The sequence below is a fragment of the Sulfurovum sp. AR genome (assembly GCF_000296775.1).
Classification (GTDB): domain Bacteria; phylum Campylobacterota; class Campylobacteria; order Campylobacterales; family Sulfurovaceae; genus Sulfurovum; species Sulfurovum xiamenensis.
Map to the genome: position 1 here is coordinate 248,610 of NZ_AJLE01000010.1, position 16,412 is coordinate 265,021.

The 16,412-nt window shown below is 39.7% G+C and carries 17 protein-coding genes; 2 read left to right on the forward strand and 15 right to left on the reverse strand.

Going from position 1 to position 16,412, the window contains the following annotated elements:
* Positions 1–93: 93 nt before the first annotated feature.
* Both SULAR_RS10045 and SULAR_RS11270 read left to right on the forward strand, forming a co-directional pair.
* Positions 94–1,566, forward strand: coding sequence for an NAD(P)/FAD-dependent oxidoreductase (locus SULAR_RS10045; RefSeq protein ID WP_008245662.1), 1,473 nt, complete (start codon positions 94–96; stop codon positions 1,564–1,566).
* A 47-nt stretch (positions 1,567–1,613) separates the two neighbouring features.
* Positions 1,614–1,772 (forward strand): hypothetical protein, encoded by a 159-nt coding sequence (locus tag SULAR_RS11270; RefSeq protein WP_008245664.1) that lies wholly within the window; start codon positions 1,614–1,616, stop codon positions 1,770–1,772.
* A 177-nt stretch (positions 1,773–1,949) separates the two neighbouring features.
* Here SULAR_RS11270 and rpsI read toward each other — a convergent pair whose 3' ends face one another.
* The 15 genes from rpsI to coxB form a co-directional block, all read right to left on the reverse strand.
* Positions 1,950–2,339 (reverse strand): 30S ribosomal protein S9, encoded by a 390-nt coding sequence (gene rpsI / locus SULAR_RS10050; RefSeq protein WP_008245665.1) that lies wholly within the window; start codon positions 2,337–2,339, stop codon positions 1,950–1,952.
* A gap of 2 nt (positions 2,340–2,341) precedes the next feature.
* Entirely contained in the window at positions 2,342–2,767 is a 426-nt protein-coding gene (rplM, locus tag SULAR_RS10055) for a 50S ribosomal protein L13 (protein WP_038000538.1), read from the reverse strand.
* Positions 2,768–2,862: 95 nt separating this feature from the next.
* On the reverse strand, positions 2,863–5,595 hold the full coding sequence (locus tag SULAR_RS10060) for a RecB-like helicase (RefSeq protein ID WP_008245669.1): 2,733 nt from the start codon (positions 5,593–5,595) through the stop codon (positions 2,863–2,865).
* On the reverse strand, positions 5,592–7,949 hold the full coding sequence (locus SULAR_RS10065) for a PD-(D/E)XK nuclease family protein (RefSeq protein WP_051002508.1): 2,358 nt from the start codon (positions 7,947–7,949) through the stop codon (positions 5,592–5,594). The genes SULAR_RS10060 and SULAR_RS10065 overlap by 4 nt, the downstream gene beginning before the upstream one ends.
* Positions 7,950–8,050: 101 nt before the next feature.
* Positions 8,051–8,599, reverse strand: a complete 549-nt coding sequence (locus SULAR_RS10070) for a FixH family protein (RefSeq protein ID WP_008245674.1) — start codon at positions 8,597–8,599, stop codon at positions 8,051–8,053.
* Positions 8,586–9,215 (reverse strand): hypothetical protein, encoded by a 630-nt coding sequence (locus SULAR_RS10075; RefSeq protein WP_008245677.1) that lies wholly within the window; start codon positions 9,213–9,215, stop codon positions 8,586–8,588. Before SULAR_RS10075 ends, SULAR_RS10070 begins: the two co-directional genes overlap by 14 nt.
* Before the next feature lie 107 nt (positions 9,216–9,322).
* Positions 9,323–9,559: a DUF4006 family protein gene (locus SULAR_RS10080; protein ID WP_008245678.1), complete on the reverse strand. Its 237-nt coding sequence runs from the start codon at positions 9,557–9,559 to the stop codon at positions 9,323–9,325.
* A 10-nt stretch (positions 9,560–9,569) separates the two neighbouring features.
* Positions 9,570–10,460, reverse strand: coding sequence for a c-type cytochrome (locus tag SULAR_RS10085; protein ID WP_008245680.1), 891 nt, complete (start codon positions 10,458–10,460; stop codon positions 9,570–9,572).
* Positions 10,457–10,675, reverse strand: coding sequence for a cytochrome c oxidase, cbb3-type, CcoQ subunit (locus tag SULAR_RS10090; protein ID WP_008245682.1), 219 nt, complete (start codon positions 10,673–10,675; stop codon positions 10,457–10,459). The genes SULAR_RS10085 and SULAR_RS10090 overlap by 4 nt, the downstream gene beginning before the upstream one ends.
* A gap of 10 nt (positions 10,676–10,685) precedes the next feature.
* On the reverse strand, positions 10,686–11,354 hold the full coding sequence (gene ccoO / locus SULAR_RS10095; RefSeq protein WP_008245684.1) for a cytochrome-c oxidase, cbb3-type subunit II: 669 nt from the start codon (positions 11,352–11,354) through the stop codon (positions 10,686–10,688).
* 15 nt (positions 11,355–11,369) lie between these two features.
* Positions 11,370–12,836 (reverse strand): cytochrome-c oxidase, cbb3-type subunit I, encoded by a 1,467-nt coding sequence (ccoN, locus tag SULAR_RS10100; RefSeq protein WP_008245686.1) that lies wholly within the window; start codon positions 12,834–12,836, stop codon positions 11,370–11,372.
* 249 nt (positions 12,837–13,085) lie between these two features.
* The gene (locus tag SULAR_RS10105) at positions 13,086–13,700 is read right to left on the reverse strand and encodes a tetratricopeptide repeat protein (protein WP_008245688.1); all 615 of its coding nucleotides are present in this window, start codon (positions 13,698–13,700) and stop codon (positions 13,086–13,088) included.
* 1 nt (position 13,701) lies between these two features.
* The gene (locus SULAR_RS10110) at positions 13,702–14,235 is read right to left on the reverse strand and encodes a hypothetical protein (RefSeq protein WP_008245690.1); all 534 of its coding nucleotides are present in this window, start codon (positions 14,233–14,235) and stop codon (positions 13,702–13,704) included.
* A gap of 90 nt (positions 14,236–14,325) precedes the next feature.
* A complete protein-coding gene (locus tag SULAR_RS10115) occupies positions 14,326–15,189 on the reverse strand; it encodes a protoheme IX farnesyltransferase (protein ID WP_008245692.1) in 864 nt (287 codons plus the stop codon).
* Positions 15,186–16,397, reverse strand: coding sequence for a cytochrome c oxidase subunit II (gene coxB, locus SULAR_RS11390; protein ID WP_008245694.1), 1,212 nt, complete (start codon positions 16,395–16,397; stop codon positions 15,186–15,188). The genes SULAR_RS10115 and coxB overlap by 4 nt, the downstream gene beginning before the upstream one ends.
* Between the last annotated feature and the right edge of the window lie 15 nt (positions 16,398–16,412).

Genomic DNA, 16,412 nt, shown 5'->3' on the forward strand with positions numbered 1-16,412 from the left:
TTTATGATATATATCATTAATTTTATTGATTTTAATTCTCTTTTAAAAATTTATTTCCTAGAATGGGTACATACAATTTATAAAAGGACGAAGATGGCACGATTGGTAGTAATGGGTGGTGGCGTTTCAGGACACACTGCTGCAACATTTGCAAAAAAATGGCTAGGAAAAGCGCATGAAGTGGTGGTAGTGACTCCAAATTCTCATTGGAACTGGATCCCATCGAACATTTGGGTAGGTGTAGGAGAGATGACAAAAGAAGATGTTGTTTTCCCCCTCGCACCGGTCTATAAAAAAGCAGGGATCGACTACAGACAGGCCTTGGCAGTCTCAATCCATCCAAATGGTAAAGCTGAGAGTGATGCTCCGTACATCATTATAGCATCTACAAAAGAAGAATCGAAAGGCCAAACAGAAGAGTTGACCTATGATTATCTTATCAATGCCACTGGACCTAAACTGAACTTCGATGCAACACCGGGATTAGGTAATGGTAAAGGTGGTTTGGGAGAACATACTGTTTCTGTTTGTACGGCAGACCATGCAGTACATGCAAATGAAGCATTGGAAAAAGTGTTTGAAAAAGCAAAAGCAGGTGAAAGACAAAAACTTCTGATAGGTACAGGCCATGGTACATGTACCTGTCAGGGAGCAGCCTTTGAGTATATTTTTAACATCGAACATGAAGCCAGAAAAGCGGGTATCCGTGATATGCTGGATATCAAATGGATCTCAAACGAATCCTTTCTAGGTGATTTTGGTATGGGTGGTCTGCATATGAAAGTGGGAGGGTATACTGTCAGTTCCAAACTTTTTGCTGAATCTCTTTATGCGGAAAGAAATGTCCCATGGATCATCGGAGCCCATGTCAATAAAATTGAAGCAGGTAAGCTCCATTATGAACTTTTGGATGGATCCATGGGCGAAGAAGAGTTTGACTTCTCTATGCTGATCCCGCCATTTTCAGGTGTGGGGCTCAAAGCGTATGACAAAGATGGTTCAGATATCACGGATACCCTCTTTGCACCAAACGGTTTTATGAAAGTCGATGCAAAATATGATGCAGGCACCTATGAGAACTGGAAAGCATCTGACTGGCCAAGAACCTACCAAAACCCGTCATTTAGTAATATCTTTGCATGCGGTATAGCCTTTGCACCGCCACACCTGATCTCTAAGCCGATGAGTTCTCCAAACGGTACACCGATCAACCCTACTCCGCCAAGAACAGGTATGCCTGCAGGGATCATTGGAAAAGCCGTTGCCCACTCTGTATGCGATATGATCAAAAATGGAGACAACGCTCATCTCCATGAGGCTTCTATGGCAGAAATGGGTGCTGCCTGTGTTGCAAGTGCCGGCAAAGGTCTTTTTGATGGTCAGGCTGCAGCCATGACAGTCTACCCTGTGGTACCGAATTTTGAAAAGTACCCTGGAACAGGCCGTGATACAGACTATACCTTTGGAGAGATCGGTCTTGCAGGTCACTGGATCAAACATATCCTACACCATATGTTCATCTACAAAGCAAAACTCAAGCCAGGTTGGACATTGATCCCGGAATAAAAAAGTCTCAACTAAACGTGAAAAATACTATAAAAAAAGGAGTTAACATGAAAGAAGAAGAAGTAAATTTTCAAAATGAACAATTTAACTTGACAATGATCCCGGGTAAATTTGCAAGAGCTATGCGAACCTGTAAAATTTGGCAATTCATTCGGTTTATTGTAATTAACATTAAAATGTTGATCGTTGTACGTAAAAGCCACTAAAATATCTGTCTATTTTGGTGCATATTGGGGCGATAGATAAAAAGTAGGGAGTGTATCATATGTAGATTTTGCAAGAGAAATGCTCTTGCAAAAAGTACCAAGGAAAAACCTTGGGGAAAGTAGTCGAAATATATCTCCGAAGAGATTTTCCAAAGACAAGCTTTGAGAAAAGATCGACTATCTTTTTGAGAACTGTGGAGATCTTCTCGCTTTTTTCTTACCTGGTTTCTTTCTTTCAACGACTCTTGAGTCTCTAGTAAGAAGTCCCATTGGCTTAAGGATCGCTCTGAAAGATGGTTCAAACTCTACAAGTGCTTTAGTGATACCATGTTTAAGTGCATCTGCTTGAGCAGCATAACCACCACCAAGTGTCGTAGCTTTAATGTTCATAGACTCAAGTTGCTTTGTTGCTTCAAGTGGAAGTCTCACTTTCATCTTCAATGTTTCGTGTCCACCTAGCCATTGGTCAAGTGTTTTACCGTTGATAAGCATTTCACCATTACCTGGAGTCAACCAAACTTTAGCGATCGCTGCTTTTCTTTTTCCTGTTGCGTACATAGTTGCCATGCTTACGCTCCCTTATTGATTTGCGCAGTGTGTGGGTGTTCAGCACCTGCATATACTTTAAGCTTTTTCAGCATTGCTCTACCAAGAGTCGTCTTTGGAAGCATACCTCTAACAGCAAGCTTATAAAGTTTCTCTGTATGGTTTTCTAACATATCATCAAGTTTTTTACTTTTAGTAGAACCAAAGTAACCACTGTGAGTAAAATACTCTTTCTCTTGAAGTTTAACCCCTGAGAACTTTGCTTTTTCAGCATTGATGATAACTACGTAATCACCACAATCTACATTTGGTGTAAATGATGGTTTATGTTTACCTCTAAGAATCGCCGCTACGTCAGTTAAGATACGACCAAAAGTTTTACCTTCTGCATCGATCAGAACCCAGTCACGTTGTACTTCAGAAGGTTTAAGAACTGATGTCAATTTCATGAATTTTCCTTGTTTAAATAGAACACTTTACACTGTAAATATTCTTTTGTGGACGGATTGTACCCACTTAAACTTAAAATTTATTTAAATTAAGATTAATTTAAGTTTTTTATCTCTATTTCTTCTTCTAACAGATAAAGGATCATTCCTTCTGTTCTTTTTCCTGTAATATTGGCTATGGCTTTTTGATAATATCTCACCTGATTTTCATGTTTCAGTGCATACTTCTTTGAACTTTTATAGTCTATGACCACACAGTGATCCTCATACTCCAGTAAAAGATCTATCTGTTTCAACTCCCCCTCAAAACTAAGAGACTGCTCTTTTCTGACCTTGGCACCATCGAGGATCTGTTGGAAGGCTTGATGGTCTATCAAATTTCTGATACGATTTTCTATCTGTGCCATACTTGGATCAGTCAACTGCTGTCCATAACGATTTTTCAATGACAGTATAGCCAATTCCAAACTCTTTTCATCAAAAGAGCCTAGCATCTCCAAGGTATAATGCAATGCCGTACCAAACAGAATAGCCTCGTAATCTTTCTCTTCTTCCTCATCAGCAGAATTCACCTCTTGTGTACCGTAGTTCGAGATAACGACAGATGTATCTTCGTGCTTTGTGAATGCCTCACGACTTGATGTTTCATGCACCTTCAATGTACCAATGCACATTGTCTGCATGCCTATTTCATCAAAAACAGAGTCTTTAGGCTTTCGAATAACGATCAGCCCTTCCACTGCACGGGTTAAAGCCACATAGAGTACATTTTTACTGTCTTTTAATGCAGAAGCTTTTCTTTCTTCCATGATCTGCGCATACGCCTCATCAAAGTTTTCTCTGCCTTTGGTTCTATAAAGGATTTTATCGATGTAAAGGTTATCATTGTAATGATATATCAAGGCCGACTTGTCAGAATTTTTACGTGTCAATTTGTCCAAAAGTATGACATACTCGAACTCCAAACCTTTTGATCCATGTACTGTCATGATCTTTGCACCGTGTACGGAGTTAGATGCCACTGCAATACTCGAACTTTTAAACTCTTCTACAAATGTAGGTATATCTGAAAAAGCAGAAGCAAATTCCAATAGTTTTAAAATATTCATATCATCATCAAAATACCCAAACTCTCTTACCAGTCTGTCTGTCACCTGTAAAGGAGACATAAAGGCAGAGAACCAGGAAACATCTACCTCTTCCAAAGTTTTACCTACCTTGAGCATCATTGCCTGAGCATCTATTTTCTCACCAAAGAACAGATACTCGCACATGGCAACCAAAGCAGCAATTTTAGGCATGTTTTTTAATGAAGAGGATGTTTTTAAAAGTGTGTGTATCCCTTCATGTTCACACGCTTCTTGTAAACTCTGTCCATCTTTATTCGTATGTACCAAAAATGCGATCTCATCTATATCTACACCCATCTGTAAAAGTTTTTTAGCCTGTGTCACGGCATCCTCTATGAGTACTTCAGACTCCAGTACTTCAACATACCCTTCAGATGCTCCGGGTCTGCTCTTTTGGGCCGTGTACCCTTCCATAGTGGTCTCAAACCAACGGTTGACCTGCTCTACAACATTTCTGGAGCTTCTGTAATTCGTATCCATAGGCAGTATCTCTACTCCATAGTTTTGGGCCACTTTGTCAAACAGCTCTTCCACCCCGCCGCGAAAACGGTAAAGCGACTGTTTGGTATCTCCCACATAAAAAAAGCTCTTAAATTCACTCTGCCCATATCCTGAAAATATCTCATCGATAAGCGGTTTCAGCAGTAAAAACTGTAACGTAGAAGTATCCTGAAACTCATCAAGCAGGATATGTTTGAACTTGGAGTCTATCTTGAAATACAGAAACTCTTTGCTGAGGCTTTCATGTAACAATCGGTAGGTAAAATAGGTCAGATCATCAAAACTTAGAACACCCGAGGACTTTGCATTGGTGATCGTTGCATTTTTATAATAATCATATATCTTGAAGATATTATGCAGGATGATGGCCTCTTTCACTTGTGACCAATGTGCCAACTCTTTTTTGAGAAAAGCATAGAGTCCTTCTATCTCATCATTGGCTACTTTATTGAACCACGTGTGTTCTCCCAATGTTTCTTTTTCAAAAAGAGATTTACCAAATAACTCTTTGATACTCGTTGTGTCAAACTGTTTCATGCAGCGTGCCGGGGCCCCTGCATCGCTAAGCGCTTTGATCATCTTAACTCTCAAGCTTTCACATGCTTCTTCCTGTCTGGCTAAAGCAAGAGTTCCCTCTTCTTGCTTTGGCAATAAAGGGTCTACCTTATAAAAGTTTTGCATCAGATCAAAGATCTTCATAAAACGTTTGTCTTCGATATCCATAGCCAACTTCACTAAATTCGAAAGTACCCCCTCTGCCTGCACCTCTTCGAGGAAATGTTTTTCCAGCGCATCTTCACCCTGCTCTTTGGTGACAAAGTCCGGTTCAAGTCCTATCTCCAAAGAGGCCGAACGCAAGATGGAAGAGAAAAAACTGTCAAGTGTAACGATGTAGGAACTGCTCGCAAGGAACCGCGCCAAAACCTCAGGCTGTTTGCGTAAAAGTTCCTCACGTGAGAGTTCTGTCTGTACACAGATCGCATCCGTGAATGCTTCATTGTTTTTGTCGGCCAAGCCACGTAAAGAATCGACCACCCTTTGACGCATCTCTGCTGCTGCTTTGTTAGTAAAAGTAGCTGCCAAAATAGCACTCGGAGATTCTCCCATGAAAAGGAGTGAAATGTACCGTACAGAGAGTGCAAATGTCTTACCAGACCCTGCAGAAGCTGAGTAGGCCAAAAAAGGTTTGAAACTCATAGATACTCTCCTCTCTCACACATCAAAGTAAATTCGCAGTACTTGCATTTTTGCAGATCCTCACACTTTTCAGCCGTAAAAGAGTTGGTCTGTTTGAGGTCTATGATATGTTGGGCCAGGATTTCATTTTTCTCTTCAAGTGCTGTGATCTCCTCTATCCTACCTCCCTCCAGTATCTTGACGAAAGCCAAAGTGATATTTTGGTATTTTTTTGTAAGCATATGATGGTAGATGCTCATCTGAAAATCTACGAGATTCTCGAGATTCTTGGTTTTGTTGGCTTCAGCAGTTGAGCCGCTTTTATAGTCAAGTATCAGTGTATCTGTGGCGTTCTGGTCTATGCGGTCTATGCGTCCTTTGAAATGGAGACCTCCAATCTCTCCATGTACTTCCACTTCTCTCTCCACCACGCTCCAATCACTCTTGAAATGCTCTATCTGAGACGTGACGAATCCTTTTAATTTCTCTTTCCAGAGCAGTTTTTTGTATGCCGTTTGAGAATCATCAAAAGGAAGTAACTGATCTAAAAGAATATCTAACTTTTTTTGCATCTCATCAGCGTTTTCATAACTTGCTTTTTCTCTATATAAGTGATCTAAAAGCAGATGTAAAAAAGCACCCTCATTCAGCTCTTCTTCTTTTTTTGCTTCTATCTTTTGTATATACCGATAGTAGTACTTTCGCTTACACTCCAGATAGGTTTTCAGTCTTGAAGCAGACCAAGTGATTGCTTTTGCATTGAAATGCTCTACGTGCGGATCTTTTTCCTCTACACACTGTGAAGGTTGGTCATAAAGCAGCATAGTCTGGACCTGTGTCGGTACTGCACCTTTAAGCCCCAGTTCATACAGGAATTTTGAGGGGAGTTTATTGTCACTGCTGCTGTAGAGTATGGCTACCTCTTTGGCTTGTTCGAGTAAGCGTTTATAATACTGTTTTTGCAACGCTTCTCTGTCATTTTTAGTAGGGAGATTGGCAAAAGCCCGGACTGAAGAGTTAAGAAACTGGTCTTTACTTGAAGCTGCGGGGACAACCCCTTCATTAAAATCGACGATGACCACACCTTCAAAACTCACACCCCGGGTCTCCAACACACCCATCACCGTGACCATGCCGCCCCGAACATCATCGATAGTGATCTTGGAAAGTGCTTTAAGCCAGAAGAAGAGCCACTCTTTTAAACGCAGCTCTTCTTTTGCAAATATTTTCAGAAAGTGCAGATACTTTTCATAGACACGCTCATTCATCTTCTTTTTATTTTCACCGTCAATCAGTGGGCACTCTAACAGTCCCAAGCCCTCTATCACATTAAAAAAGTGTCCTACGTTACAGCGTTGTGTAGAAGAGAGTTTCTCTACCGTTTCAAGATCAAATACATACCGTTCCAACAGTTGTCTGTGTTCACTCTCAAAGCTTTGCCAATATCTATACAGTGCTTCAAGTGATTTGTAGATACGGCCGTTAGCATAATCATACCCCATCGCAAAGTTCAGATTATTTTGGGTATCAAATAGGGTAAAGTGCTCTTTAAAGCTTTCATCAGGCAAAATAAGCACGATCTCTTCGGGAGGTATACCGGAACGGACCATCTTTTCTATCTGGACAAAAGCAACCGCTATTTGTTCTTGTCGTTCCTCCACAGAGAAAACATTCGCATTGATCTTTGCATCATTGGGCCGTGTCGAAACTATTTTTTTATCGCTTAGATCAAAACTTACGATTGCATCGTTTTCCAAAGTGATACACAATGCTTCAAAACGTTCCTGCATCTTCACATTAAATGGGCTGGTTGTGTAATGTATGATAAGCTGTGTGCGCTTGGCTATTTTTTCGATAAGCTCCAACTCAAAGTGGCTCAAATATCCTTCTAAATGTATCTCTATATTTTCATACGCTTGTAAAAATCCCTCATTGATTCTATAGGTATGGGGAATCAATGCTTTGTCTGTAAAACCTTTTGCATCAAGCAGTCTTCTATAGTTCTCAAAAAGTTGTTCCAGGATCCCAAGATGTGTTTCAAACTCTGCATAGGCATCTGCCTGAGCCAGAATATCAAAGCTTATCTGTTCAGCAGCCAACTCTTCAAAAAATTTGAAAAGTGCATCACTCTTGGTAAAGAACCTTACCAGCTCAAGATTGAGATTCAACGATTCAAAAGCTTGAAACGAGGCTGCTTCACGTAAAAGAAGGATACGCTGTAGCGGATCTATCTGTACTTTATCATCCAGAAGAATAGCACGCTGTTCGAACTCATCCATCCGCATGAGTGCCGGTAAAAAACCATCCTGTTCTTTCTGTGCCGCACTTACGGTTCTTAATGCTCTTGATGTGGGATAAATATGGAGTTGATTCATGCTGAGTAGTATAGCATAGAGTGGAGGATAAAAAAACAAAATCTGTCATATTAACAGAAAAAGAAGTTGACAAGACTATACCTTGTCAAAATGTTTAGATTTTATGGTTTGAGATAAGCGGATATTTCAGAGTAACCTATCGTATCGCCGACTTCTGCTCTAAGCTGCAAGGTGTATCTTCCCGCTTTAGTGATCTCTACATCTCTGATTTGGTATTTTCCATCCTCATACGGAACATTGTTAAAAAGTTTATCTTCTTTTCTACTATGGGGCTGTGTCAGTAAAAAGGTGACATTTGCATCAGAGACTTTTGTACCGTCTTTGGTAACCACCTCATAAGAAAATGCATTCATACCCTGTAACAATTTCACAGGATTTGGTTGAGGACGGTTACTGTTCACATTATCTGTCATGACCATGGTTTCCACATTTAATAGATGGATGGCATATGCCTTATCAAAGGCTATTTTTTTCTCCATGATCTGATTAATATTCATATCAGCCATCTGGTATTTGAGCATATATTGATTAGACTCTTGTACCGGTATCGATGATGCTGATTTTACTGTCCAGTAACTGAGTGTGATCCCGAGTACAAGAAAGCCAAGTATCATATGTGGCCAGTATGTTTTTGCGCTATTTTTTGCCATTTTTTATCCTCATATATAGTGGTCTGATTGCAAATATCCAGAGTACTAAGAATGAACCGATGTAGATCAAAACACTTAACCCCCATACCATATGCCGCGTCTCATTCGGTATTGTCTTGGTCAGTTCAACCCCTTTTGAGCGAGCAATGCCTTCTGCAAGCTCTGAAAAAGCCTGCAGTACACCGATATTATGTTTATCTTCATCTGAGTTACTGTCTTTGGAAGAGACAATATCCACTGCAGCATCCCTTACATCATTATAGTCATAGAGAGTGCGAATCGCATCAGATGAAGGGATCAATCCTACCCTACCCTTTGTATCTGTCTGCTCTGTGATCCGTGCCTGTGGTGCAAATATAAATAAGACATAAGGCTTGCTCATCTGCGCTTCATACTTCTTGCTATACTCTACCAGATTGAAACCTACAGGAAAGTGTTCATTGGTTGCTATCACATATCCATTGATACCTGTTTTTGAAAAAAGTTCATCACCCATCTCATTGATAAGTTGTGCAGCTTCAATTTTTAGAATGTCATCTTTAAGTATATGACCAGCGTTTAGAAGAAGAGGAAGTACCAAAGCAAGCAAGGTTGCCCTTACTTTTGCTTTGAACATATTTTATCCTACGTATAAAAGGTTGCCACTCAGTGACAAATAGAGTGCCGCAGCTGCAGCAAAAGCCATACACGCGATAAGTACTTTATCCATATATTTAATCATTATTAATCCTTTTTCTCTGCATCTATAAATGAATACTGCTTATTCTCTACATCGATCATTTTTACATTCTGTATATCTCTGATCTTAGTTGGATCATAAGGCTTTACCGCTGCATGTCTTTGTACAACAACAACCATGAGCATCAAGGTAATCAAAATTGCAAGTAACCCTACGATCGAGATCAAAACCCCGAATATTCCATGTAGTCCAAATAAACTTCGTTTTGTATTTTCTGCCATATGAAACTCCTTACTTTGACAATGACTGAATATATACAGTCAAAGCTTTCTCTTGTACTGGTGTAATAAGTGTCTTAAATGATGGCATTTTACCGATCATACCCTTTTTACCATTCTGCAACGTATGATTCATCAATGCAGCATCATAAGATACTAGGTTTGGTGACATACCATTGTTGCCTTTACCATCCATTCCATGACAAGAACCACATGCTGCAAATGCTGCAGGCTGCTCACCTTTCATGCCACCGGCAACATACGCTGCAATCGCTTCAGCATCTGCACCTTGTGCCATACCTCCAGGCATTGCACCCATAGGATACCCTAATTGGTTTTGACCATTATTGATCACATCCAATACTTGTTCTTTACTCATTCTTGCAGTAAAGTCCTGTGCTTTACCAGAAAGACCATCTCCTGTCACACCGTGACATTGCTGACACTGTACCAAAAAGATAGACTCTCCCATCTCTTTAAGTGTTGCCTCATCTGCATTTTTGTGTATTTCTTCAAACTTCTTATTATAAGCAATCACATCTTCATTGTACTCACCAATCTGACTGTAGGCATTCACAGGATACCCTATAAGTCCATACCACATGGACCAAAGGAAAACAGCCAAGAATGAATATGCCCAACCTGAAGGAAGTTCATTTTCATATTCACCGATACCATCCCAGTTTTCCTCTGCCAGTTTACCAGATGCTGTGTCTGTTTTCATTTGATTGACATATTTAACCGCAACCGATGCTGTGATCGTAGCGACTGCTATTGCTCCCCCCATTGTTATCGCATTGACTGAATCTGCAAAGATATCAATATCCAAACTCGTTACAACAGCTATCGTTGCAATGATCAATACCGCTGCAAATGCCAATGCTTTTATCATTAATGCATTCATTTATTCTCCTCCTTATATTCTCTTTCTGACGCGGGTTTATCTTCTACAGGTGTACTTGTGACTTCATCATCCAGTGCAATATTCCCGTATTTTTCATAATCACGCTCACCTTTTTTTTCACTTCTGTACAGGTGTATGATATACCCATACAACATCACTACCAAAAAAATGGTCATAAAGAAACTGGCATAGCCTTGAAGATCCCTAATGTCCATTTTTGCCTCTTTATTTCAAACTGTTAAGGTAAGCAATCAGTGCTACGATCTCAGGTACTTCACCTCTCGCAACTGCTTCTTTAACATCTTTGTTTTTCATATCATCAGCAATCGCTTTCGCGTCTGCAAGAACTTTTGGTTTGTGTGCTTCCCATGCAGCTCTGGTTCCTTTAAACTCAGGACCATATGGCGTATGAAATGCATTTTTAACTGTGACCGCTTCTGCATACGCAGTTTCAATATCAGCCAAGTTTGTAAACTGATGTTTATATGCCGGCATGATAGAACCTGGTACGATCTCAGCAGGATTCAGCATGTGATTTTCGTGCCAATCTGTTGTTCTGTAGTTTCCTACACGGTGAAGATCCGGACCTGTTCTTTTAGAACCCCAAAGGAATGGTCTGTCAAAAGCATACTCACCTGACAATGAATAATCCCCATAACGATCCGTCTCTGATTTAAATGGACGAATAAGCTGTGAGTGACATGACATACAGTTATCTTTAATATAGACATTTTTACCTGCAAGTTCAAGTACAGTACGAGGTTTAAGGTCTACTACCGGTCTTGCCGCCTTCGCGAAGTTCGGTACGATCTCAATAAGTCCTGCAAATGCGATAACGATCGAAATCCCCGAAGCAAAGAAGAATGGATTTTTTTCTAACCAATGAAAAAACATAATAAACTACCTCCCTTATGCCATAGGTGTTCTAAACTGTGGTTCTTCTGTAATCTCTTTAGCAGAAGTCATAGTTTTATACATATTGTAAGCGAACATAATGAAACCAATAAGGTACATTACACCTGCAAGCGCTCTAATCGTGTAGTAAGGATGAAGTACATTGACCGTATCGATGAAACTATACATCAAGTTGCCATACTCATCTACCGCTCTCCACATCATACCTTGTGTAATACCTGCGATCCACATAGATGTAAAGTAAAGCACAACCGCTGTTGTTTGAAGCCAGAACTGTGTCTCCATAAGTTTTCTAGAGTAAATCTCTCTTTTAAACATACGTGGAGCCATATGGAACAGTGATGCCATGATCATAAATGTCACCCAACCAAGTACACCATCATGCACGTGTCCAGGAATCCAGTCAGTAAAGTGTGCAATGGCATTCACTGATTTGATCGCTTGGATAGGACCTTCGATCGTTGATAACATATAGAATGTAGATGCAAGAACCATAAATTTGATCAGCGGATTTTCTGTTAACTGATTCCACTCACCTTTCATCGTAAGAAGCATGTTGATCGCTGAACCCCATGATGGCAAGATAAGTACTACAGAGAACGCAGAACCCATTGTTTGCATCCAGTCTGGAACTGTTGACCATAATAGGTGGTGAGACCCTGCCCAAAGGTAAACGAACATCAATCCCCAGAAAGAGAGTAAAGAGAGCTTATAAGAATAGATAGCCTGTCCAGACTCTTTTGGCAGGAAGTAGTAGATCATACCAACGATAGGCACTGTAAAACCAAATGCAACCGCATTATGACCATACCACCATTGTACTAGTGCGTCATTCGTACCTGAATACATAGATACAGAGTGAGTGATCGCACCTAGACCCTCTGTTGCGAAATAAGTAGGAATTGACATATTGTTGAAAAGGTAAAGCATAGCAATACCAAGGAAACATGCAAGGAAATACCATACAGAGATATAAAGTGCTTTCTCTCTTCTAATTCCTATAAGACCCATGATACCAACACCCCAAAGTACCCAGATTACAACAACAACAAGATCAACCCACCACTCATACTGAGCATACTCTTTACCACTGGAGATACCCAATAGTAATGATACTGTTGCTATCAACGCACCCACAAAGTATAGCCAAAACTGAATGTTTCCGACCACCATCAAAAACTTCGATTCTGCCATAGATACTTTAAGGACTCTTTGCCCTATATAAAACCAAGTAGCAAAGATTGCTGAAACCGTAAATCCAAATACTACGGTATTTGTATGAAGTGGTCTGAGTCTTGAGAATGTCCCGTACTCACCCAATAGATAGTTTAATTCAGGAAATGCCATTTGTGCGGCAATAATCGTACCGATCAACATTCCTAAAAATCCAAACAAAATAGTTAAAAAGGTAAACTTTTTTGCTAATGAATAATCATATTCCAATGCTGCATTTGATTGCATACATACCCCCTTGAATAAATTCTATGTTATAAAATTACAACACTCAATAATAATTATAATCTTATTTGATTATATCTGTACTTAAAAAATTATTTAATGTAAATATATGTAGGGATAGGTTACATTTGACGTAAATTTGTAGGGATTTAAAGCATCAAAAGAGAAATTAACTCCTGTTTAATCTATCAATTTTATTGATTTTTTTAGGAGTAATACACTCCTAAATATACTTTGAGGGGGAGAAGAGAGTTATTGAAACCAGCTTTTGATCGTCGTCCAGATCCCGGTTTCTATACCTTTATCTTCGTTATCCAACTCAACAAATCGATCACATCCTGCTTTCAATCCAATATCACAACCTTTTTTGTAATATTCTTTTTCTTTTGTTCTGTTTTTTTCTACACCGAAACCACCACGATAAATAATAGCCACATTGAAACATGCATCACCACTTTTTAATTCACACGCCTTTTCATAAAACACTCTTGATTTCACATCATCAGGTCTTACGTCATGCCCGTCACGATAGATCGTTCCCATCGCCTCGCATGCTGATTTTATACCTCTTGCACATGATTTCTCGAGATACGGTATTGCCGCACCGTAATTCGTGTCTTTATAATAGTTATCACCCATGATATCACACGCTATCTCTTCACCAAGTGAACAAGCTTTACGTATATAACTCAACCCTTCTTCTTTAATATCCTGTACCTTCGCATTCTCCCCAGTGACCATAGGGAGTCCGTGCTCATAACAGGCTGTTGTATTATTATCACTACATAGAACCTTTAAAGAAATGCTCTGAGATGCTGAAAGTGTGGATAGAATAAATACACTGAATACCATGAGATGCTTTAACATACTATTTACCTGCTCTTTTCTCTTTATCTTTTTTCATCGCCTCAACAAGATGGGTGTTTTCAGATTCCATCTGCTGGAATGCTTCACTCATTTTATCTTTGAGGGCCTCTTCTACCAAACCATCACTGAGTGCAGCTTCATAATATTTTTTAAAATCCATATAAGGTGTGACCCCCGAAGAGAGTATCATTTTAAAATCAATACCAGGAAAGTACACCTCCCATGCTTTGGTAGCTGTTTTTACTACCTTCTTATTGTTAAAGTAAGAGACTGCCACAACGATCTGCATAGCAAATACAAGCAGTATAATGTAAAATACAATGGCCTGTGCGATACCCAACGCTTTAAAAGATGCAGGATTGAATATAGCGGCATACATCGCAAACGGTAAAATAAGAAATGCCAATTTGATCCACTTGCTGCTCAGCCCCCCGAACAGTGCATTATCATAGATAAGTCTTTTTTTGATCTTGTAGTTATGTTCTTTAAAAACACTCTGTATGATCGTTTGAATTGTATATTGGTTTTCTTGCATCTTTGTTCCTTAGAATGTCACTCATATAAGTGTAGTAAGTTTAAATAAACTGTAGTTTAATAGCAGAAAAAATCTGCTATTGAAATATCATTAGAGATGATGTTTTACATACTCATCGATACTAAGAAGTATAATAATACCTAAAAATGCTGCATTGATCTTCCAGAAGATCCCACGTGCATCTGTAAGTTTAAACTCTTTTTTGAGCAGTTGCAGGGATGTGATAAATGCCCATACTCCAAGTGCTGCAGAAAGAACAATTGTAACCGTTAAATACACATTAAATGTATAGACCAGATAGATACCTGCATGTATGGTCAGTATGAGCCACACAAATGTAAGTCTCTGCAGTGTCCCTTCCCCAAACAGACGCATAGCTGTTGGATAACCACCGTCTTTGTAATCTCCATGAAAGAGCATCACCAATAACCAGAAGTGCGGCACCTGCCAGATAAAATAATAGACCGCTAAAGCATAAAACTCTAACTCAAACAGAGTATGACCGGCTGCTAACCACCCGATAGCCGGCGGGATAACACCCAATATCGCTCCGGGGACCACGGCAACGGCAGATCTTTTTTTCAAAGGGGTATACATAAGGTTATACCAAATGAATGCAAACCCAAAAAAGTTTATCCCTGTAAGGCCTAAGAGTGAATAGATAAACGCAAATGAAAGCAGGATCAATACCACTGCAATGATGATCCCTGTGCGAGGGGACATACGTCCCGATGCGATAGGACGATTTTTCGTTCTTTCCATCTTGGAATCTTCTTTGTACTCTTGTACTTGATTAAGAGTAGAAACTCCCATCGCTACTAAAAGTACAGAGAAGGTAGCAATAAACATATCTACACCAATCTCTCCCTTTGCCATGATATAGGCAAAGAGTGCAGATAAACTAACTGCAAAGGAGAGAATAAACTTGGTAACGCTAAAGAAATCTTTTATCATTTAGCGTTGTTGTCGAGATATTCAGCAATTGTTGAAATCTCTTCTTCCGACATATCAGGGTATGCTGGCATTCCACCATTCATACCTTTTTTACCATTCTTGAATACATGACTCATAAATGTTGCATCGTATCCTACAAGACTTGGAGCCATACCAAACTGACCCTTACCATCTTCACCATGACATGAAGCACATGCAGCAAATGATGCAGGTTTTTCACCTTTCATGTTACCAGCTACATACGCAGCAATCTCTTCAGCATCTGCACCTGTAGCCAAACCAGCTGGCATTGGTCCCATATCGTAACCAAGTTGAGCTTGACCATTATTGATCACATCCAATACTCGTTCTTTTGTCCATCTAGATTTAAGAGAAGGTCCAACTATAACTTTATCTGTTTCAATTGCATGACATTGTGTACATCCATGTCGTTGTACTAGTGCATCACCACCTTTAGCATAATTACCTTTTGGTGTATTCTCTGTACTGTTAAACCATGCATCATACTCCGCTTTTGGAAGTACTACTACTCTAGAGTACATATATGAGTGGTCCGTACCACAGTACTCGGCACACTCTACATCATACTCACCCACTTTAGTTGCATGAAACCATTGTTTTGTTGTACGCCCAGGAACCACATCCTCTTTCATACGGAATGCAGGGATATAGAATGCGTGAATTACATCATTCACCGGTGCAGTCATCTCTAAAATGACATCTGTATCAACCGGTACATAGAGTGCAGTGATACCCATCGTACCCTCTTCTGTCACCTTACCATTCTCATCCTTAACAGGTTTTTTGTATGCCCCACCAATTTTGTGTACATAGCCATCTTTATTTGCAGGATACTCATATGCCCACTTCCACTTAGAACCTTCAACCTTAACTACCACAGTGTCATCTGTAACTGTTGGAAGTGTTCTGAACATTTGTAGTGTCGTATTACCATAGTAAAAGAAAACCATCACCGCAATAATTGGAATGATCGTCCATGCCAATTCCAACCCTGTATGGTGTGTTAAGTTACCAATATCTTCATTTTTGACCTTATCTGCACGATACTTCCATGCAAAATAAAGCATCGGTGCAACTACTGATAAAAATAGTGCAACTGAAATCCATACATGCAGCCAGAACGCAAATTCATGATCTGCGTTGAAACTCGATGCATTTGTACTAAATCCTTCTAATGTATTACTCATATAATAAAACCTCTC